The 20,401-nt window shown below is 70.8% G+C and carries 17 protein-coding genes and 1 riboswitch; of the genes, 5 read left to right on the top strand and 12 right to left on the bottom strand.

Annotated features, from left to right (window positions below; genetic code table 11):
* From ACFSJG_RS23585 to thiO, 6 genes are all read right to left on the bottom strand, one after another.
* Positions 1-741, bottom strand: a 741-nt coding sequence (locus ACFSJG_RS23585) for an ABC transporter permease (protein ID WP_378487651.1), incomplete at its 3' end; no start/stop codon positions are given.
* The gene (locus ACFSJG_RS23590) at positions 741-1,673 is read right to left on the bottom strand and encodes an ABC transporter ATP-binding protein (protein WP_378487652.1); all 933 of its coding nucleotides are present in this window, start codon (positions 1,671-1,673) and stop codon (positions 741-743) included. The genes ACFSJG_RS23585 and ACFSJG_RS23590, both read right to left, overlap by 1 nt.
* Positions 1,674-1,854: 181 nt before the next feature.
* Positions 1,855-2,796: a polyphosphate kinase 2 gene (gene ppk2 / locus ACFSJG_RS23595; RefSeq protein ID WP_378487931.1), complete on the bottom strand. Its 942-nt coding sequence runs from the start codon at positions 2,794-2,796 to the stop codon at positions 1,855-1,857.
* A gap of 147 nt (positions 2,797-2,943) precedes the next feature.
* Entirely contained in the window at positions 2,944-3,708 is a 765-nt protein-coding gene (gene thiG, locus ACFSJG_RS23600; RefSeq protein ID WP_378487653.1) for a thiazole synthase, read from the bottom strand.
* A complete protein-coding gene (gene thiS / locus ACFSJG_RS23605; protein WP_378487654.1) occupies positions 3,701-3,916 on the bottom strand; it encodes a sulfur carrier protein ThiS in 216 nt (71 codons plus the stop codon). The genes thiG and thiS overlap by 8 nt, the downstream gene beginning before the upstream one ends.
* Positions 3,913-5,022, bottom strand: coding sequence for a glycine oxidase ThiO (gene thiO, locus ACFSJG_RS23610; RefSeq protein WP_378487655.1), 1,110 nt, complete (start codon positions 5,020-5,022; stop codon positions 3,913-3,915). Before thiO ends, thiS begins: the two co-directional genes overlap by 4 nt.
* Positions 5,019-5,130, bottom strand: a riboswitch (TPP riboswitch). (Overlaps the previous gene by 4 nt.)
* Before the next feature lie 25 nt (positions 5,131-5,155).
* On the opposite strand from thiO, the gene thiE reads away from it, so the two are divergent.
* On the top strand, positions 5,156-5,866 hold the full coding sequence (gene thiE / locus ACFSJG_RS23615) for a thiamine phosphate synthase (RefSeq protein ID WP_378487656.1): 711 nt from the start codon (positions 5,156-5,158) through the stop codon (positions 5,864-5,866).
* Positions 5,867-6,099: 233 nt separating this feature from the next.
* Here thiE and ACFSJG_RS23620 read toward each other — a convergent pair whose 3' ends face one another.
* Positions 6,100-6,972: an NUDIX hydrolase gene (locus tag ACFSJG_RS23620; RefSeq protein ID WP_378487657.1), complete on the bottom strand. Its 873-nt coding sequence runs from the start codon at positions 6,970-6,972 to the stop codon at positions 6,100-6,102.
* A 231-nt stretch (positions 6,973-7,203) separates the two neighbouring features.
* Between ACFSJG_RS23620 and ACFSJG_RS23625 the strand changes: the two genes are divergently transcribed.
* The 3 genes from ACFSJG_RS23625 to ACFSJG_RS23635 are packed head-to-tail and all read left to right on the top strand — an operon-like array spanning position 7,204 to position 11,712.
* Positions 7,204-8,469: a hypothetical protein gene (locus ACFSJG_RS23625; RefSeq protein ID WP_378487658.1), complete on the top strand. Its 1,266-nt coding sequence runs from the start codon at positions 7,204-7,206 to the stop codon at positions 8,467-8,469.
* The gene (locus ACFSJG_RS23630; protein ID WP_378487659.1) at positions 8,466-9,440 is read left to right on the top strand and encodes a transporter substrate-binding domain-containing protein; all 975 of its coding nucleotides are present in this window, start codon (positions 8,466-8,468) and stop codon (positions 9,438-9,440) included. Before ACFSJG_RS23625 ends, ACFSJG_RS23630 begins: the two co-directional genes overlap by 4 nt.
* Before the next feature lies 1 nt (position 9,441).
* Positions 9,442-11,712 (top strand): serine/threonine-protein kinase, encoded by a 2,271-nt coding sequence (locus ACFSJG_RS23635; RefSeq protein ID WP_378487660.1) that lies wholly within the window; start codon positions 9,442-9,444, stop codon positions 11,710-11,712.
* Positions 11,713-11,724: 12 nt separating this feature from the next.
* Here ACFSJG_RS23635 and ACFSJG_RS23640 read toward each other — a convergent pair whose 3' ends face one another.
* The 5 genes from ACFSJG_RS23640 to ACFSJG_RS23660 form a co-directional block, all read right to left on the bottom strand.
* On the bottom strand, positions 11,725-12,912 hold the full coding sequence (locus tag ACFSJG_RS23640; RefSeq protein ID WP_378487661.1) for an acetate kinase: 1,188 nt from the start codon (positions 12,910-12,912) through the stop codon (positions 11,725-11,727).
* Positions 12,909-15,005: a phosphate acetyltransferase gene (gene pta / locus ACFSJG_RS23645; protein WP_378487662.1), complete on the bottom strand. Its 2,097-nt coding sequence runs from the start codon at positions 15,003-15,005 to the stop codon at positions 12,909-12,911. Before pta ends, ACFSJG_RS23640 begins: the two co-directional genes overlap by 4 nt.
* A 91-nt stretch (positions 15,006-15,096) precedes the next feature.
* Complete coding sequence (locus ACFSJG_RS23650; RefSeq protein WP_378487663.1) at positions 15,097-17,709, bottom strand: helix-turn-helix transcriptional regulator; 2,613 nt, start codon at positions 17,707-17,709, stop codon at positions 15,097-15,099.
* Positions 17,710-17,798: 89 nt separating this feature from the next.
* On the bottom strand, positions 17,799-18,401 hold the full coding sequence (locus ACFSJG_RS23655; protein WP_378487664.1) for a suppressor of fused domain protein: 603 nt from the start codon (positions 18,399-18,401) through the stop codon (positions 17,799-17,801).
* An 11-nt stretch (positions 18,402-18,412) separates the two neighbouring features.
* Positions 18,413-19,072 carry a TetR/AcrR family transcriptional regulator gene (locus tag ACFSJG_RS23660; protein ID WP_378487665.1) on the bottom strand — a complete coding sequence of 220 codons (660 nt, stop codon included), beginning with the start codon at positions 19,070-19,072 and terminating at the stop codon, positions 18,413-18,415.
* A 386-nt stretch (positions 19,073-19,458) separates the two neighbouring features.
* Here ACFSJG_RS23660 and ACFSJG_RS23665 point away from each other — a divergent pair, with 386 nt between their 5' ends.
* Entirely contained in the window at positions 19,459-20,379 is a 921-nt protein-coding gene (locus ACFSJG_RS23665) for a tyrosine-protein phosphatase (protein WP_378487666.1), read from the top strand.
* Positions 20,380-20,401 lie beyond the last annotated feature (22 nt).

Consider the following 20,401-nt stretch of genomic DNA (forward strand, 5'->3'; position numbering starts at 1 on the left):
CGCGATGAAGTAGACGAGGCTGCCCCACGGACCCCAGTGGAAATCGATGCTGCCCTGGTCGGAGCCGAGGAAATGGTTGGCGTTCGCGAACGGCAGGAACGGCTGGGTCTCGCGGCCGAAGCTGCCGAACAGACCGAAGAGGGATTCGATCAGCAGCGGCCACAGCAGCAGCAGGGTGATCGCGCCCGCCGACTGCCTAACCAGAGACCCGACGCCGACGGCCAGCGCGACGCACAACAGCGCGTAGATCGGGACGCCGTAGAAGGCGCGCCACGCATCGCCGCCGTCGAGTGTCAGGCGGACACCCGCCTCCGCACCCGCCGTCGCCTTCGCGATCGCGTACGCACCGAAGGTGAGCACGAAGGTGAGCAGCGCGCCGAACACGCCGATCAGCCCCGCCTTGGCGAAAAGCACCGTGTCGCGTTTCGGCACCGCCTGGAAGGTGGTGCGGATGATGCCGAACCGGTACTCGCTGGTCACGGCCAGTGCCGCGAGGATCATCAGCACGAGCACACCGAACCCGGTGATGCCGCTCAGTGCGTCGGCGAGGGTCGGGAGGAACGGCTCGACACTCGGGTCCGCGCCCGCAGCGACGTCCTTCTGGTACGCCTCCAGGCCCAGCTTCGACGTCAACCCGATCACGGCGGCGAGCCCGAGCCCGAGGACGATGATTGCGACGGTGCACCACCACGGCGACTTCGTCGAGGTGAGCTTGATTCGTTCGGCTGTCACGACACCCATCAGAGCGCCCCTCCCATCACGTCGGCGTGGTACTGCACGTCGTCCCCGGTCAGTTTCATGAAGGCGTCCTCCAGCGAGCCCCGCTGTGCGGACAGCTCGTGCAGCACGATGCCGTTGTCACCCGCGAGTTGCCCGACCACGTCGGTGGTGGCGCCGGCGACGATCAGCGCCGCCGTGCCCGTGCCTGCGCCGTCCTCCCGGTAGGCGATGCCCTGCGCGGTGAGCGCCTCCTGCAGCGCGCCGAGCTGGGGGCTCCGGACGCGCACCCCGGCCTCCGAGGCGCGGTCGACGAACTCCTGGACGGGCGAGTCGGAGATGAGCCGGCCACGGCCGATCACCACGAGATGCTCTGCGGTCAAGGCCATCTCGGACAGCAGGTGACTCGACACCAGGACCGTGCGACCCTCGGCCGCGAGACGCTGCATGAACTTGCGGATCCAGACGATGCCCTCGGGATCGAGACCGTTGACGGGCTCGTCGAAGAGCAGGACCTTCGGATCGCCGAGCAGTGCGCCCGCCAGCCCGAGCCGCTGCGCCATGCCGAGGGAGAATCCGCCCGCCTTCTTGCCCGCGACCTCGGACAGTCCGACCAGCCGCAGCACCTCGTCGACACGCGAGGCGGGAATCCCGTTCGACGCGGCCATCCACTGCAGGTGCGCCTTGGCGGAGCGGTTCGGGTGCACCCACTTGGCGTCGAGCAGGGCGCCGACGGTGCGCAGGGGCTGCTTCAGGTCGTGGTACGGCTTGCCGTCGATCAACGCGGCACCGGACGTGGGCCGGTCCAGGCCGAGGATCATCCGCATCGTCGTCGACTTGCCCGCGCCGTTCGGTCCGAGGAATCCGGTGACGATTCCGGGCCGAACGGTGAACGTCAGGTCGTCGACCGCGGTGACGTCACCGAACCTCTTGGTCAGTCCCCTCACTTCAATCATGACCGCCAGCATTCCGGAAAATCGGGCATCGCACATCCCCCGGTGGTCGCGTGGCGTGTCATCCCGGAGGATGACACGCGGTGGGGGTTGACCCTGACACCGAGCCGTCGCGTCTGTCGGGGTGGGGCCGATCTCCTTGCGGATCGGCTCGTTTCACGTCCCGGGTCGGCCGCGGACGGGGTCAGCGCACCTGACCGTTCCCGGCCGCCTCGGGCAGGGTCGGGAAACGCTCGGACGGCATCTCGCCCTCGTCGTACACCGTCTGCGGCGGTCCGATCAGTTGCGAGTCCGGGCGCCCGACGATCCGGGTGTCCTTGTCGGTGTAGTCGAATCGGGCGAGCACCCAGCGCATCGCCTCGAGCCGGGCCCGCTTCTTGTCGTTGGACTTGACGATCGTCCACGGCGCATGCGGAGTGTCCGTGTAGAACAGCATGTTCTCCTTGGCCTCGGTGTAGGCGTCCCACTTGTCGAGGCTGGCGAGGTCGGTCGGCGAGAGCTTCCACTGCTTGACGGGGTCGGTGCTGCGGGCGACGAACCGTGCGTGCTGCTCCTCCCGTCCGACGGAGAACCAGAATTTGACCAGGTGAATGCCCGACTGGACGAGCATCCGCTCGAACTCCGGTGCCGAGCGGGTGAATTCGAGGTACTCGGTCGGCGTGCAGTAACCCATGACCCGTTCGACGCCGGCCCGGTTGTACCAGGAGCGGTCCATCAGCACGATCTCGCCGCCCGCAGGCAGGTGCGCGACGTAGCGCTGGAAGTACCACTGCGTACGTTCCCGCTCCGTCGGCTTCTCGAGTGCCATGACGCGAGCGCCGCGGGGGTTGAGGTGTTCGGTGAACCGTTTGATGGCGCCACCCTTGCCTGCCGCGTCACGCCCCTCGAAGATGATGACGATCTTCTCGTCGTTCTCCTTGACCCAGGCCTGCAGCTTGAGCAGCTCGATCTGCAGGGCCCGCTTGCGGTGCTCGTACTGGCGCCGCGTCATCTTCTTGTCGTACGGGTAGCCGTGCCGCCACGGCGCGTCGGGACCGTCGTCGGGACGGGTGCGGCCCGACTTGCGCAGGAGTTCGCCGATCTCGTCGATCTCGGGCGTCACGTCGATGGTCTCGGGTGCGGCCATCCGGAAGTCGCCGTCCCCGTGGTGCCCGTTCGCGTCCTTGCCATGGTGTCCGTGCTGCTCGCTCACCTTTTCGAGCCTACCGCCGCGACGGCGAGCCGTCAGGACTGAACAGTGGCGAGCCGTCAGGGGTGAAACCGTGGTGGGCCGTCAGGAGTCGAGTGCCGGTGACGACGCCTGCGCCCAGAACCGCTTCGGGATACGTCCCGCGTTCCGTGCCAGCCGGCCCGCCGTCACCGCGGACGCCATCGCCGCCGCCATCATGGCGGGGTCCTTCGCCCGCGTCACCGCTGTCGCCAGCAGCACCGCGTCGCAGCCGAGCTCCATCGCGAGGGCGGCATCGCTCGCGGTGCCGATGCCCGCGTCGAGGATCACCGGCACCCCGGCGGCCTCGACGATCATCTCGATGTTGTGCGGGTTGCAGATCCCGAGGCCGGTCCCGATCGGTGCACCCAGCGGCATGACGGCGGCGCATCCGACGTCCTCGAGTCGCTTGGCGAGGACCGGGTCGTCGGTGGTGTAGGGCAGCACGGTGAAGCCGTCGTCGACGAGTTGCTCTGCGGCGGAGACGAGTTCGATGGCGTCGGGCAGCAGTGTCCGGTCGTCGGCGATGACCTCCAGCTTCACCCAGTCCGTCTCCAGCGCCTCCCGCGCGAGCTGTGCGGTGAGCACCGCCTCGGCGGCGCCTCGACAGCCTGCGGTGTTCGGCAGCAGCCCGATCCCGAGCCTGCGCAACAGGTCGAGCACGCCGGTGCCGCCGACGGCGTCGACGCGTCGCATCGCGACGGTGGTCAGCTCGGTGCCGGACGCGACGAGCGCCTCCTCCAGGACGGCGAGGTTGGCGGCGCCGCCGGTGCCCATGACGAGCCGCGACCCGAACTGCCTGCCTGCGATCGTCAACACGTCGTCAGCCACCCTGCACCGCCGTGAGGATCTCGATCTCCCAACCCTTTTCGACCGCTCGGTCCCAGGAGGTCCGAGGGAACACCGCGCCGTCGACAGCGACCGCGATGCCTTTCTCCGGAAGCCCGAGGTGCGCCAGCAGCTGCGACACCGTCAACTCCTCGGTCAGCTGGTGGTCCTCACCGTTGACGGTGATCCCGATGTTCACGCTGCTCGTCATCCCATCCTCACTCGTGTGTCGGGCACTGTCGTGCCCACCTCCGGCAGGGTCACCCCGAAACGGTCGGGGCGGCAGGCCGCTACCTCCGCCAGCGGGCTTCCTGCCAGTTCCGCCACGACGGCGTCCGCCGACAGCGGTGTCAGCAGGATCCCGTTGCGGCCCTGGCCCGCGGCAACCACCACCTTCTCCGACACCCGGCCCAGGATCGGCAGGTTGTCGGGGCTCATGGGCCGGAGTCCGGCGGTGGCCTCGTGCAGTTCGTACTCGCCGAGGCTCGGCATCAGCGACTGCGCGTCGAGGATCAGGTCGCGGACGCCCGCGACGGTGACGGCCGTGTCTTCTCCGGACTCGTGCTGGGTCGCGCCGACGACGAGACCGTCGCCGCGCGGCACCAGGTAGACGGGCCGTCCGTGGACGCTGGCGCGGATCGTGCGCGACGGCGCCGGGGCGACACCGGGCCGGTGCCGCAACCGCAGCACCTCGCCTTTGACCGGGCGGACCGGCAGCCCCGGCCACAGTCGTGCGGACGCGGTCCCGGCCGCGATCACCACCCGGTCGGCGGCGAGTTCGTCCGGATCGGTGACGGCCTCGGCGACGAAGCGGACCCCCGCCGCCTCCCCGGCAGCGCGCAGCGCCCGCACCAGAGCGCGGTTGTCGACGGCGAACTCCGCCTCGGCCGACAGCCCGAGCCGGATGGTGGGAGCCAACCCGGGTTCGGCGGCGCGGATCTGGGCTCGGGTCAGCAGGTCGAGCCGGTACCCGCGACCGTCGAGCCACTCGGCGACCGTCCGCAGGTCCGCGGCGTCGGCGGCGTCCAGCGCCACCGTCATCGAACTCTGGGAGGTGAACAGCGCCTCGCCCGTCAGCCGCTCGAGCTCCGCGCCGAACTCGGGCCACCGGTCGAGCGACGCCGCACCGACGTCGAGGACCGCGTCCTCCCCTGGCCAGCCCTCGGACAGCGGGGCCAGCATGCCGCCGGCGACCCAGGACGCACCGGATCCGACGTGCGGGTCGTACACCGTGGCAGTCCAGCCGGCCTGCGCGGCGCGCCAGGCGACGGACAGTCCGATCACGCCGCCACCGATCACCGCGACGGTTCCACTCATCACTCCACCTCACTCCCTGCGCCGGCATGATCCGGGTCAGGTCTGACGGTCGGGGCCCGCGAGCCCCCTCTCAGCCCCGCGTTCGCCGGGACTCCCGTGTCACTCTGTTGTTCCAGAGACTACCTTTGGACGCGTGCCCACCTCGCATGCCGGTCGACGACCCACCCCACGCGAACGTCTCGCCACCGCCCGCCTGTACCTCTGCACCGACGCCCGTCGCGAGCGGGGTGACCTGGCGAAGTTCGCCGACGCCGCACTGTCCGGTGGCGTCGACGTCATCCAGCTCCGCGACAAGGGCTCGGCCGGCGAGAAGCAGTTCGGCCGGATCGAGGCGAAGGAGGAGCTGGCCGCGCTGGCCGAGCTGGCTGCCGTCTGCCGCAGGCACGGTGCGCTGCTCGCCGTCAACGATCGCGCCGACCTGGCGCTCGCCGCGGGCGCCGACGTCCTGCATCTCGGGCAGGGCGATCTCCCTGTGCACTACGCGCGTGAGGTCGTCGGGCCGGACGTGGTGATCGGCCGGTCCACGGGCAGTCGCGCGCAGGCGCAGCTCGCGGCGATCGAGGAGGGCGTCGACTACTTCGCCACCGGTCCGGTGTGGGCCACGCCGACGAAGCCCGGGCGCGCCGCCGCGAGCCTCGACCTGGTCCGGCAGGTCGCCGAGTCGCAGCCGACGATGCCGTGGTTCGCGATCGGCGGGATCGACGAGGAGCGTCTGCCGGAGGTCCTGGACGCGGGCGCGACCAGGATCGTCGTGGTCCGCGCGATCACCGAGGCCCGCGACCCACAGGCCGCCGCCCGCTCGCTCGCCGACGCCCTGGACCACAACATCGCCGCGAGAAACTGACGCGCACCCTCGTTCCGCGGGCCCGCCCGCATCCCCCGTCGAATGGCTGAAAGCCACGTTCACGCTCTTCAACGAGATGAACGTGACGTTCAGCCATGCCTGGGGCACCACGATTGGCGCCGCGGCTGGGACGCGGCTGACGGGATGAACGCCACGTTCATGCGCTTCAGCGAGATGAACGCCACGTTCAGCCATGGGTGCGGGCCGGGCGGGGGCGGGGTGGAGTGCCCGGGTCAGGCCAGCCAGGACAGGACCGTTGACGGCGACAGCCGCAGCACCGACTCCGGGAGCCGTGACTGCAGGCCCCGGTCGGCGGTGACGACGGCGGTCAGCTCGGCCACGACGTCGGTCAGCGTGGCCGCGGGCGACGTCGCCGACGCCAGCTCGGCGAGGGTGTCGTCGCCGCTGCCCGCCGCGACGTGCACGGGCACCCGGTCGTCCACCGCGACGGCGTCCACGGCCCGGCCCTCCAGCACCGCTTCGACGCGGGGGAGCCAGCCGAAGCCGCCGTCCGGCAGCTCGATGGTTCGGGGCAGGGTGCAGGCGAGGTCGGCGAGGAGCCTGCCGGTGGCGCCGGCGCGGTCGCGCCACCAGCCGTCCGGCCGGGACCCGAGGACGTTCGCGGTGTCGAGCAGCAGCCGGACCGGGGTGGCGCGCAGGCCGGGCCAGCTGGCGGCGAAGCCGGGGTGCAACGGCAGGTCGGTGACCTGGTCCTCGGGCACCCAGCGCAGTTCGGTGCTCTCCCCGTTGGGAACGGTGGTCAGCGTGGTCGCGGCGTCGGCGACGACGGTCGTGTACGTCCACGGACTGCCTGCGGCGCGGGCGGTGACACGTTCGGCGCGGACCTGGACGTGGCCGGCGCCGATTCCCGCCTCCTCGCCCGCCTCGCGGACCGCGGCGTGGGTGGTGGTCTCGTGGGAGTCCCGGGCGCCGCCGGGCAACGCCCAGGTTCCGCCCTGATGGCTCCACGCCGCACGGTGCTGGAGCAGCACCGCCGATCCCCCGCCCGGTGACGGCGCCCGGAGCAGCAGTCCGGCGGCGCCGTGACGCCCCCAGTACCGGCTGCCGTCATCGCTTTCGGCCCAACCGTCCCCGTCACCGCGCATCGACTTCGCTCACCTGCCCCGTGTTCCGACTGCCCGGCACCCGGTCGGAGGACCGGACACGGGACGAATCATGTGCCCTCGAAGATAGTCAGTCGTTCGACGCGAAGCGCGGGTACTGCTTATATGCTGCCCTCTGTCCGGCGTTCGAGCCAGGTGCGAAGGGGATGCGCGGTGGTTGTTCGTGTCGCCCCGTCGACGTGCCCGAGCGGCGTCGGAACGGGGACCGGTTCGGTGCCCGTGCGTGCCGGAGCCCTCGCACGCACCACGCCGCTTCGGATCACCGCACTCGCCGTCGGACTGATCGCGATCGCGATCCTCTCGGGTGTGGTCGCCGCCGTACAGGTGACCGACCGACAGCAGACTCTCGACACCCTGCACGGCGAGGTCGAACCACTCGCCCATGCGGCCCAGGACATCTACAGCGCACTGTCGATCGCGGATGCGGCGGCGACGACGGCTTTCCTCGCGGGCGGCATCGAACCGACGGAGGTCCGCGACCGGTACACGCTCGCCGTCGGTGACGCGTCGGCGGACCTCGTCGACGCCGCGGCGGGCATCGACGACTCCGACACCACCTCCCACGACCTGCTGGCCCGACTGTCGGTGGGGGTGCCGATGTACACGGGCCTCGTCGAGACGGCCCGCGTCAACAACCGGAACGGGCTCCCGGTCGGCTCCGCGTACCTCAGCGAGGCCTCGACGATGATGCAGTCGACGCTGCTGCCCCTGGCCGAGCAGCTGCACTCGGTGCAGTCGGCGCGGGTGGTGCGGATGCAGGCGGAGTTCGCGACGCCGCCCTGGCCGGCGATCGTCCTGCTGATGGTGACGCTCGTGGCCCTGGTGGTCGCGCAACTGTTGCTGGCGCGGTGGACCCGGCGACGGCTCAACGCCGGTCTGATCCTCGCGTCGGTGGCCGTTACGGCATCGCTGGTCTGGCTGGTGGTTGCGGGACTGGTGTCCGCGGCGTCCACCTCCCGCGCCCTCGACGAGGGCGCGCGGCCGCTGTCCGAGCTGACGACGGGCCGCATCGTGACGCAGCAGGCCCGGGCCGACGAGACGCTCGGATTGGTGCGCCGGGACTTCACCGGCCGTTACGACGACCAGTTCCAGCAGCACCTGACCGACCTCGACACCCTCCTCGAGCGAGTGGTGCAGGGCGGAATGCGCGAAGGTGCCGACGAGGTCGCGGTGGCCGACCGCGCCCTCGAGGACTGGGCGGACGCGCACGACCGGCTGATGGCCCTCCTCGACGGCGGCGACTGGGACGGCGCCGTCTCCGTCGCCGTCGGCCCCGCGGGTGAGTCCGCGATCCAGTATGCGACGGCCGACGCGTACCTGACCCATGCAATCGGCGAGACGCGGACCGCGCTTCGCTCCGGCGTCGAGCGTGCGGTGACGACGCTGACCGGACTGGCCACGGGGGCAGTGGGGTTGGCAGCAATCGCCGTCGCAGGTATCGCGGTGGGCCTGTGGCCACGTCTGCGGGAGTACCAGTGACCGGGCGGCTCGCGCTGGCGACCGTCACCCTCGCCCTCGCCGCGGTCCTCGCCGGGTGCGCCGCACCGAGCGACGACGTCGCGCACGCACCGCGGACGCTGCTGGTACCGCCGCCGATGCCGTCGGGGGCGACCATCGCACCGCCCGCACCGTCGACCGCACCCGAGCCGTCGTGCGGCGACCCGACCGCGAGCCTTCGGCCCCTGCCTGCGGACAGCGCCGTCCCGACGCCGTCGGTGGATCGCATCCGTGAACGAGGACGGCTCGTGGTCGGGCTCGACACGAGCAGCAACTTGTTCAGCTTCCGCGATCCGGCCACGGGATCGATCGTGGGATTCGACGTCGAGATCGCCCGCGAGGTGGCCCGCGACCTGTTCGGCGACCCGGACCGGATCGAGTACCACCTGCTCACCTCGGCGGACCGGGTGCAGTCCCTGGTCGACAGGTCCGTCGACATCGTTGTCAAGACGATGACGATCAACTGTGAACGCCGGCAGACCATCGCCTTCTCCACGGTGTACTTCGAGGCCGGACAACGCGTTCTGGCGTTGAAGGGGTCCGGCATCCGAGGTATCGGCGATCTCGGGGGCAGGCGGGTGTGCGCCGTCGCGGGGACGACGAACCTGCATCGTGTACAGGCCCTGGCACCGGATGCGACTGTGCTGTCGGTGCCGGGCTGGGCGGACTGCCTCGTGGTGATGCAGCAGCGCCAGGTGGACGCGGTCACCTCCGACGACGCGATCCTCGCCGGACTGGCCGCGCAGGACCCGAACCTGGAGCTGGTGGGTCCGCGGCTGAGCGTCGAACCGTACGGGATCGGCGTCAACCAGGCCGACACCGACCTCGTGCGGCAGGTGAACGCGACGCTCGACCGGATCCGCGGTGACGGGACGTGGCAGCGCATCCACAACCGTTGGCTCGCACCCCTCGGACCTGCTCCCGCCCCGCCGACACCGCGCTACGAGGACTGACGTGGACGACACCGAATCACCGGGCGAGCCGGCGGCGGCGCAGGACGAGCCGTCGTCCGCCACGCAGGCGGCGACGCCGACGAGCCGGGCCCCGCAGGAGATGTCGGCGCCGGCGGAATCGGCGCGGACCACGGGGCGCCGCAGTCGCTCTCAGCGCTCCCGGACGACGGTCCGGCGCCGGATCGGCGGCGGCCTCGTTGAGGTCCCCGCCGTCTCGTCACCGGACCCGGCCACCGCGGTGATGGCGGATCCCGTTGTGCTCGTGGACAAACGCTACTGCTGGAAGTGCGCGACCCCGGTCGGACGCGGCGGCACGGGCGACACCACCGGCACCTGCCCGTCGTGCGGCGCCGGGTTCGACTTCACCCCGCGGCTCACCAAGGGCGACATCGTCGCCGCCCAGTACGAGGTGCAGGGCTGCATCGCGCACGGCGGCCTCGGCTGGATCTACCTGGCCGTGGACAGGAACGTCAGCGACCGCTGGGTGGTGCTCAAGGGGCTGTTGCACTCCGGCGACTCCGAGGCGCAGGCGGTGGCACTGGCGGAACGGCAGTTCCTGGCCGAGGTCGAGCACCCGAGCATCGTGAAGATCTTCAACTTCGTGGAGCACCCCCAATCCGACGGCAGCACGGTCGGTTTCATCGTCATGGAGTACGTGGGCGGGCACTCGCTGCGCGACCTGTTGCGTACCCGGCCCCACCACGATCGGCTTCCCGTCGAGCAGGCGGCGGCGTACGTGCTGGAGATTCTGCCCGCGCTGGACCACCTGCACTCGATCGGTCTGGCGTACAACGACCTCAAACCCGAGAACATCATGATCACCGACGACCAGGTCAAGCTGATCGACCTCGGCGCGGTGGCCGGGCTGGAGGACTTCGGGTATCTGTTCGGCACACCTGGGTACCAGGCGCCGGAGATCCTGCGCACCGGACCGACCGTCGCCAGCGACATCTACACCATCGGTCGCACCCTGGCCGTGCTCTGCCTGAACCTGCCTTCGGAGAAGGGGCGATACCGGACGGGCATCCCCCTCCCCGAGGACGCGCCGCTGCTGGCCGAGCACGAGTCGCTGTACCGGTTCCTCTTGCGCGCCACCGACCCCGAGCCGGAACGACGGTTCGCGAACACCGCGACCGCCGCGAGTCAGCTGACCGGGGTGCTGCGCGAGGTGCTCGCGAAGCAGACCGGCGAGGAACGGCCGGGACCCTCGGAGGTGTTCAGTCCGGCCCGGACGGTCTTCGGTACCGACTGGGCGGTGCGAGGCACCGACGTCTACGTCGACGGCCGTCGCCACGACGGCGTGATGACCGCCCGCGATGTCGTTGCAGCACTGGCCGTTCCGCTGACCGATCCGTCCGATCCCAGCTCCGGACAGATCGACGCGATGGTCCACGCGGAGCCGGAGCAGACACTCGACGCCATCCGCCGGGCCCGCGCGAAGGGGCTCGACCGGGCCGTCGACGGACATCCGGGATTCACGGTGGAGATCGCGCTCGCCGAGGCCAGGGCTCTCCTCGACCTGGGTGACCCGGAGGCCGCCGGAGGCATCCTCGACGCCGTCGCCCTGCCGAAGGGCGGCAACTGGCGCGTAGACTGGTATCGCGGGATGGTTGCGCTGCTTGACGGCGAGTACGAGTCGGCGATGACGTGCTTCGACGCGACGCTCGCGGCACTGCCCGGCGAGATCGCGCCGAAGCTGGCACTGGCGGCGACGGCGGAACTGATCCTGCAGGACTGGCACACCGACGACCGGGAGCAGTGGCGGGCGTTCGCGGAGAAGTACTACCGGGTCGTGTGGCGCACCGACCACGGATCGGTCAGCGCGGCGTTCGGGCTCTCGCGCCAGCTCGCCGACAGTGGCGACATCGGCGGCGCCGTGGCGGCACTCGACCAGGTCCCCGCCACCTCACGGCTGTTCGCGACCGCTCGGATGACGGCGGCGCTCACCCGACTGTCGGGAGTCCCGATCGCGGAGCTGGACGAGTCGGCACTGCGGGATGCGGCCCGCCGGGTCGAGGCGCTGCCCACCGAGGAGGGGCGCGTGCCGCAGATGCGCGCGACCGTCCTCGGGACAGCCCTCGACTGGGTGCGGTCCGGCCGTACCGCCGACCCCGCGCGCGGCCTGTTCCTCGGCGTCCCGTTCACCGAACCCGGACTGCGCAGCGGCACCGAAGCCGCGCTGCGGACCCTGGCACGCAACGCGAGCGACCCGCGGCACCGCTACGAGCTGGTCGATCTCGCGAACCGGGTCCGCCCCCGCACCTGGTGGTGACATGCCCGCCGGCTACGCGCACGCCCGGGCGAACCGGGCGATCGCGAGTTCCTCGTTGGTGGGGACGACGAGAACGGTCACCGCGGACGAGTCGGTGGAGATGACGCGGGGTTCGCGGCTGCGCCTGGCGTTGCGGTCCGGGTCGATCTCGATGCCGAGCCGTTCCAGCCCGGCGAGGGCGTCGGCCCGCACCGGCACCGAGTTCTCCCCGACACCGGCTGTGAAGGTGATGACGTCCACGCCGCCGAGGTTCAGCAGGTACGCGCCGACGTACTTGCGCAGCCGATGGATGTAGACGTCGTAGGCGAGCGCGGCGTCCTCGTCGCCGTCGTCGATCAGGCGGCGCAGTTCACGAAAGTCGTTGACACCGCACAGTCCCTTGAGGCCGGACCGGCGGTTGAGGAGTTCGTCGATGGCGTCGACGTCCAGTCCGGCGCTGCGCCGCAGGTGCATCACCAGGCCGGGGTCGATGTCGCCGCTGCGGGTCCCCATCACCAGCCCCTCCAGCGGGGTCAGCCCCATCGAGGTGTCGACGGCACGTCCGCCGTCGATGGCGGAGGCCGACGCCCCGTTGCCGAGATGCAGGACGATCTGCTTCAGCGTGCCGGGATCCCGGCCCAGGAACTCGGCCACCCGGCCGGACACGAACTGGTGTGAGGTGCCGTGAAAACCGTAGCGGCGCACGCCGTGTGCCTTCGCGATCTCTGCGTCGACGGCGTAGGTGCGGGCCTCCATCGGCAAGGTGTGGAAGAAGGCGGTGTCGAACACGGCGACGTGCGGGACCGACGGCAGCACCCGCATCGCGCTCTCGATTCCGAGCGCGTTCGCCGGATTGTGCAGCGGCGCCAGCGCGGAGAGCCGGCGGATCTCGGCGAGCACCTCCGGCGTGATCACCGTCGGCTCGTGGAAGACCTCGCCGCCGTGGACGACGCGGTGCCCGACCGCCGCGATGCCCGCCGTCGTCAGGTCGATCCCGGTGGCGGCGAACATGTCGAACGCCAGCCGCAGCCCCTCACCGTGGTCGGGGATCGGCCCCCGGTGCTCCCGGTCGACACCGTCGTGGTGGTGGGTGATCAGCCCGTCCGGCTCCCCGATCCGCTCCACCAGTCCCGCCGCGATCGCCACCCCGCTCTCCGGGTCGACGAGCTGGTACTTCACCGAGGACGAGCCCGAATTGACGACGAGCACGGAGTCTTTCACGACGACTGCTCCTGACCGACGCCCTGCGCCTGGATCGCGGTGATCGCCACCGTGTTGACGATGTCCTGGACGAGCGCGCCCCGGGACAGGTCGTTGACGGGTTTGTTCAGGCCCTGCAGGACCGGTCCGACCGCGACCGCTCCTGCGCTGCGCTGCACCGCCTTGTACGTGTTGTTGCCGGTGTTCAGGTCCGGGAACACGAAGACGGTCGCGCGACCCGCGACCGCCGAGTCGGGAAGTTTCGCGTCAGCGACGGTCGGCTCGATGGCCGCGTCGTACTGGATCGGGCCCTCCACCAACAGATCCGGGCGCCGCTCCCGCACCAGTGCCGTCGCGGTCCGCACCTTGTCCACCTCGACACCCGCGCCGGAGTCACCCGTCGAGTACGACAGCATCGCGATGCGGGGGTCGATGCCGAAGCGGGCCGCGGTCGCCGCCGAGGAGATCGCGATGTCGGCGAGCTGCTCCGCCGTCGGGTCGGGCACGACGGCGCAGTCGCCGTAGGCGAGCACCCGGTCCGCGAGGCACATCAGGAAGATGCTCGACACCGTCGACACCCCAGGCTCGGTCCGGATGATCTCGAACGACGGCCTGATCGTGTGGGCGGTCGTGTGCGCGGCCCCGGACACCATCCCGTCGGCGATCCCGGTGTGCACCATCATCGTTCCGAAGTAGGAGACGTCGCCCATCACCTCACGGGCCCGCTCGTACGTCATCCCCTTGTGCGCGCGGAGCTGGGCGTACTCGACGGCGAACCGCTCGGAGTACTCGCAGTCGAGCGGATCGAGGACGGCCGCGTCGTCGAGATCCACGCCGAGTTCGGCGGCGCGACGTCGGACCGTCGCCTCGTCGCCGAGAAGGGTCAGGTCGGCCACCTTGCGCTGCAGGAGCCGGCCGGCGGCGCGCAGCACCCGGTCGTCGTCGCCCTCGGGGAGGACGATGTGCTTGCGGTCGGCGCGGGCGCGCTCGATCAGCTGGTGCTCGAACATCTGTGGGGTGACGACCTCGGGTCTGTCCACCCGCAGCCAGGCGATCAGGTCCGCCGAGTCGACCCGCTGCTCCATCAGGCCGATCGCGGTGTCCACCTTGCGTTGCGAGCCGACCGCAACCCGCCCGCGCGTGGCCGCCGCGGCCGAGGCGGTGTCGAAGCTGCCGAGGTCGGTCGTGAGGATCGGCAGGCTGGGCCGCAGGCCCGCCATCAGCTTCGCGATCGACGGGTGCGGTTGCAGACCGCCGTTCATGATGATTCCGGCCAGGGACGGGAACCCGTCGGCCTCGTGCGCGTTGACGACGGCGAGCAGCACGTCGGATCGATCCGCGGGCGCGATCACCACCATGCCTTCGGAGAGCCGCTCGAGAATGTGTTCGGCGGTCATACCGCCGACCATCACCTTCATCACCTCTCGCTGGAGCAGTTCGAGGTCGCCGCTGTACAGCTCGCCTCCGATGGCGACCTGCAACTCGGCGACCGTCGGCGCCACCAGCAGCGGCACCTCGGGCAGGGTCCGGACGGGGACGCCGAGCGGGGTCAGCGCCTCGGCCACCGCGTCCATGTCGTCGGGCTCGCAGCGGTTCACGACGATCCCGACGAGATGCGCGTGCTGTGACCGCAGCTCGGCTGCGCACATCTGACCGAGCTGGTACACCTCGTCGGGCGTACGGCGGGCACCCCGCAGCGCCAGCAGCACCGGGGCGTCCAGGTTGACCGCGATACGGGCGTTGAACTCCAGTTCGCTGGGGCTCGCGACGTCGGTGTAGTCGCTGCCGACGATCACCACCGCGTCGCATTCCGCGGCCACCACGTGGTAGCGGGCCACGATCTCGGCGAGCGCCAGCTCGGGGTCCTCGTGTACGTCGTCGTAGGTGACGCCGATGCACTGCTCGTAGCCGAGATCGGCGGTGGTGTGGTCGAGGAGCAGTTCGAGGACGTAGTCGGGTTCGGCGGTGGACCGGGCGATGGGCCGGAACACCCCGACGCGGGCCGTCGACCCGCACAGCATCTGCAGTGCACCGAGCGCGATGGTCGATTTTCCGGTGTCCCCCTCCGGGGAGGCGATGTAGACGCTCGAGACCGACGACGCTGCAGATGCCATGTCGTCAGACTAGTGCGCCCTCGTCGCCGAGGCCCCGCCTCGACTGGGCGTGCACAACCTGGTCGAGGCAGGTGACGGGTGGGCCCCGAGGTCAGCGCCGCGTGCGCAGCGAGTCCGCGAGGCCGTTGCGATCGGCGACGTCGAGCTTCGTGCACGCGCGGTAGATGTGCCCCTCCACGGTGCGTACGGACACCACCAGCCGGTCGGCGATCTCCCGGTTCGACAGGCCGACCGCGACCATCGACGCGATCTCGCGCTCCCGACTGGTCAGCGGCAGCGGCCGAGCGGCCTCGAGCACGGCCGGCGTCGAGGCGTGGTCGGACCGCTGCGCGAGAGCGTTCGCCGTCGCGCCTGCGTCGAGGGAGTCGCGACGCCGGTCGGCGTTCGCGAACGCGACCGCGGCCTGAGCGGCGGCGTCCGCGGCATCGAGGAGTGCGCCCATCTGCTCGAACTCACCCGACACCCTCGACAATTCGTCACCGTCCCCCGCGGAGAACGCTGCGGCCTGCGCCGCGGCGAGGGCGACGAATCTGCCGTCGCACACGTCGGCGAGCTCGGCGAGGCGAGCCGACGTCGTCTTGTCGCCGAGCCGGGTCGCCAGGTGCAGTGCCATCGCCTCGACGGCGAACTGCCCGGCCTCGCGTGCGCACTCGGCGGCGGCCCGTGCCGTGGTGATCGCACGGGAGGTCTCACCACGACCGGCTGCCTCCCACGCCTTGCCGATCTCGAACATCGGCCCGAAGACCGCAACGTGCCTGCCGTAGCGCTCCTGCCCGGCGGCGAGTACCGCGGTGGCGTCTGACACTCGTCCGAGCACCGAATATGCCTGCGCCAGATACGGATACACCGGGAATATCCAGGCGAGGGCGGACCCGGAGTCACCGACGGTCAACGCGGCCAGCGCCTGTTCCAGCCGTCGTGCCGCGTCCGCGAACCGCCCCCGGGCGATGTCCACCGGCGCATGGAGGATGTTCGCCTGACCCCAACTCAGGTACTGCCCGGTCGCGGCGGCCTCGTCGAGGTAGCGCTGCGCGCGCTGCGCCGCGGCGTCGAACTCGCCGGTGAACACCGACGCGAGAACGGGACCCATCGCGGCCGGGTAGCGGGTGAGGCCGTCCACCTGGTTCCGCACGGCGTCGCCGCGGGCGGCCAGGTCCGCGACCCGCTGTCCGCGACCCCCGACCGCCAACGCCATCGACGCCGCGAACATCCCCCACTCCTCGGCCCACGGCACGGTACTCGCTTCCGCCAGAACGCTTTCCGCCTCCGCGAGGCCCTCGTCGAGACGATTCTCGAACACCGCGCAGGTGGCCCCGACGCCGCGCACCACCGCGACGGCGATCGGACTCTGCACCCGCTGCGTCACCTCGTCGAGGACGGCGTGCGCGGCGTCGGCGTCACCGGCGGCCCAGAAGAGGTTCGCGACGCGGGTCGCGCCCCAGCGCACCAGTTCGCTCTCGTCGAGCGAGTCGGGATCGAAACGCGCGAGCGCGGCGTCCGCGTCCGCCGCCCGCCCCTGCCACAGCTGCGACCTGGCCAGTAGATTCGCCGCGCGGAACCCGCCGTCGCGGTCGACCGCGGCCTTCGCCAGCCGCTCACCGAGCGGCACGTTGGAGAACGCGATCGCGTCCTTCGACGCGGTCAGCAACAGGTCGATGTCGGGGGTCTGGTCGCTGTCGAGCGCGAGTTCCGCGAGCCGGATCCGGTCGCTCGGCGTCGTCGGGGGCGTCGCCTGGAGCGCCTCGACGAGGTTGCCGCGCAGTCGCCGCGCCGCTGCACGACCCACGCGGCGCCGGACCACCTCGCTGAACATCGGGTGGCTGTAGTGCACCTCGATCTTCGGGCCGTCCTCGACGATCCGCACCAGGCCGCGCTGTTCCGCCTCCTCGACGGCGTCCTCGCCTGCGAGGTCACCGAGGGTGCCGAGTGCCAGCGGTTGGCAGAAGGTGAGCAGTTCCAGTACCCGGATCACCTCCGGCGACAGCTGGTCGATGCGGTCCTCGAGGAGGGACGCCAGTTCTGAGGTGATCGCCGCCCGGCCCCGAAGCTGCCACACGCCGCGCTGCTCGCGCAGCGTCCCCGCTTCGAGTGCGCCCTCGACGAGGTGATGCAGGAACAGCGCGTTACCGCCGGACGCCTCCCACATCAGTTTCGCGCTCAGCCCTTCCAGGGGGCCGCCCAGCACCGACTCGATGAAGGTGACGCTCTGGTCGCGGGTGAAGGGTCGCAGTTCGAGGCGGGTCAGGTGGCCGTCCTTCCACAGCGACGTCACCGCGTCCGGGGTCGATTCGCCGCTGCGTACCGTAGCGACGATGTGCACCGCCCGGTCGATCGCCAGTTGGTGCAGGAAGGTCGCGGAGAGCTGGTCGAGCAGGTGCGCGTCGTCGACCCCGATCACGACCCGGCCGGACGTGCCGAGCAGCGCTTCGCGCGCCGCGGACATGAACGCCACCGGGTCGCGAGCGGTCGAGGAGCCGACCAGGTGCGCGAACACCCCGAGCGGGATGCTGCGCGCGGACTCCGTGCCCGCGACCCAGCGCACCTCGCCGGGGATCGACTGGGTCGCGACCCGCGCCAGAGTTGTCTTGCCCACGCCGGCATCGCCGGTGAGGACCACACCGCAGGCACCGGTCGCAGAGGTCAGTGCGGCGGTGAGCGTGTCGAACTCGCGCTGCCGCTGAACCAGTGGCCACGGCCGATTCATGGCAGGATCCTATGCCGAAAGGCACTCACGGGCAGCGCAACAGCGGACGGGACGACCCCGCCCGTGGGAACTCGTGGTGTCCGTCGCTGTCAGACCACCGAATCGCGGTCGAGGTTGGAGACATCTGCGCCGGCCGTCTCGAGGCGGGCGAACAACGCCTCGGCACCGTCCCGGGACGCCAGCTCGAGTTCGGCGTCCGTGATCGGAACGGCCTGCAGCCAGGTCGTGACGTCCTCCTCGCGGTCCACGAGGATCTCCAGGTCGGGCCAGATGAACGGGACGACCAGCATCAGGTGCTTGGTGCCGCGACCCGGGTCGGCCTCCTTCACCGCGTTGGGGACGATCGTGTTCGGGGTGACGTGGAAGGAGCCGGACGCGAGCGCGAACGCGCACTGGGCGAGGACGTCGGCGAGGACGCGGTCGTCGGCGCGGCCGACGGTGACGAGCTCGGTTCGGATCGGCCTGCCGTCCTCGGTGGTGACGTTGGTCGGGTACCGGGACAGATCGAGCGTCGCGTACGAGGCGTAGCCGGGGCCGGGGCAGCCGTCCCCGATCGCGACGGCGACCTCGTCGGGCTGCTCGCCGTCGGCCTCCGGGTCGACGGCCGCCCGGAACATCACCACCTGCGGCAGCGCACCGAACACCGCACCGATCCGGCGAGCGGCTTCCCTGACGTCCTCGCTTGCTTCCATGTGCAGTGAGCCTAGCTGCGGCCCGTGTGGGTGCCTTCGCCCGCTGCGCGGCCCGCGGTGGGCAGGATGCCGTTCAGGACCAGGTCCGTGAGCCGGCCGGCGAGACCGTCGGTGTCCTGCACGTCCCGAATGCACAGCGCGAAGATCGCGGCGCCGCCCAGCACGTCGAGCAGGGTGTCGGCGTCGACACCCGCGCGGATCTCGCCGGCCTCGGCCGCCGCGTCGAGCCGCCTGCGGAGTTCGGCGGCGACGCCGGCGAGCTGACGCACGACGAGCGTGTCGCGGAGCGCGCCGTCGGTGCGGAGTTCGCTGATCAGACCGGGTACGCCCGCTCGCGTAGACGGGCTCGCGAACAGTGCGACGGCGCCGTGCACGAGATCGCGCACCTGGTCCGGCATCGCACCGCTGGTCCCGAGTTCGGCGTCGATGTCGGCGTCCCGGTCGGTGTCGAGGACGGGATAGACGGCGTCGTTGACGATGTGGGCTTTCGAGGGCCACCGCCGGTAGATCGCCGGACGGCCGACCCCCGCGCGCGTGGCGATCGCGTCGATGGACGTTCCGGAGTAGCCCCGCTCGACGAGCAACTGCCGCGTCGCCGCCAGCACCGCCTCGTCGATGGCGGGATCGCGTTGCGGGCCGAGCCGGTGTTTCGGCACCCGTTCCTTCGACATTCTTCAAACCCCGTACGCAGTCCCGATCTAGTCGTTACATTCTGTCACGGCTCTAGTGATTACAGGCTGTAACGGCTTTGACGTGGGGCGACCGTCCCACGCTCGCGCACAACCGAACTCGGGCGACGCCCGTCGTCGGGGGACGTCGGCTGTGCACCACGACGGGAGTCGTCATGAACCGTGACACCTCGGTCTCTCCACCCCGGAGGGACTCTCGCGGACCCGCCCGGCCCACGACCCGTGTCACCGCCACCGGGAACGGATCGTGTGCAGGCACCGATCACCGCGTCGTCCGCCCACGTCAGCACGTCACCGGACCGCTCGGCGTCCTACCCCGGCGCCGAAGTTCATCCCACGACAGCGTCACCAACGAGAGAGGTTCCACCATGTCCCGACACACCGTGAAAACCTTTGCCGCCGCACTGCTCGCGGGTGGATTGCTGATAGCGGCACCCACCATGGCAGGCGCCGTGGATCTCGGCTCCCTCGGCACCGGATCGCTGGACACCGGATCGCTGGGTTCGAGTGGCGAGTCGAGTCCGTCGATCCTGGCCTCCGTCAGCAACTTCCGCGACGTCGCGGGTAACGACGGCGACGGATACGCGACGACCGACGGCGGGCACCTGAAGCGCGGTGTGTTCTTCCGCGCCGACGCGCTCGACGGGACGTCGGACGCGGACCTGCAGACCCTCGTGTCACTCGGCGTGGCCGACGTCTACGACTTGCGTGGCGCCAGCGAGATCAGCAACCCGCTCGTCGGCGGCGCCGACAAGATCCCGGCGAGCGCCCAGTACACGCAGATACCCATCGAGTTCGGTGACGTGACCCAGCTGGCCCAGACCATCGGTTCACCGGAGGAGGGCCGCGAGTTCCTGCGCGAGGCGAACCGGGGGTTCGTGACGGATCCGACGCGGCGGGCGGCGTTCGCCCAGTTGCTCACCTCGCTCGCCACCGAGGACGGCGCCCAGCTGTTCCACTGCTCGTCCGGCAAGGACCGCACCGGCTGGACCGCGATGCTGCTGCAGACCATCGCCGGTCTGCCCCAGCAGACGATCATGGACGACTACCTGCTGAGCAACACCTACCTCGAACAGTCGAACAGCAAGACGCTCGCCCTCATCGGCCTGGCACTCGGCCAGAGCGCGGCAACGAATCTCGCCCCGGTGCTGGCGGTCGACGCGAGCTACCTGCAGGCCGGAATCGACCAGGCGGTCGCCGACTACGGCAGCATCCACGGCTATCTCACTGCCGGCCTCGGTCTGAGCGAGGCGACGATCGACGCCCTGAGGGCCAAGCTGGTCGCCTGAGTGCGACTTCGTCGCCTGTGCG

It is taken from the genome of Rhodococcus gannanensis, assembly GCF_042681175.1.
Classification (GTDB): domain Bacteria; phylum Actinomycetota; class Actinomycetes; order Mycobacteriales; family Mycobacteriaceae; genus Rhodococcus_G; species Rhodococcus_G gannanensis.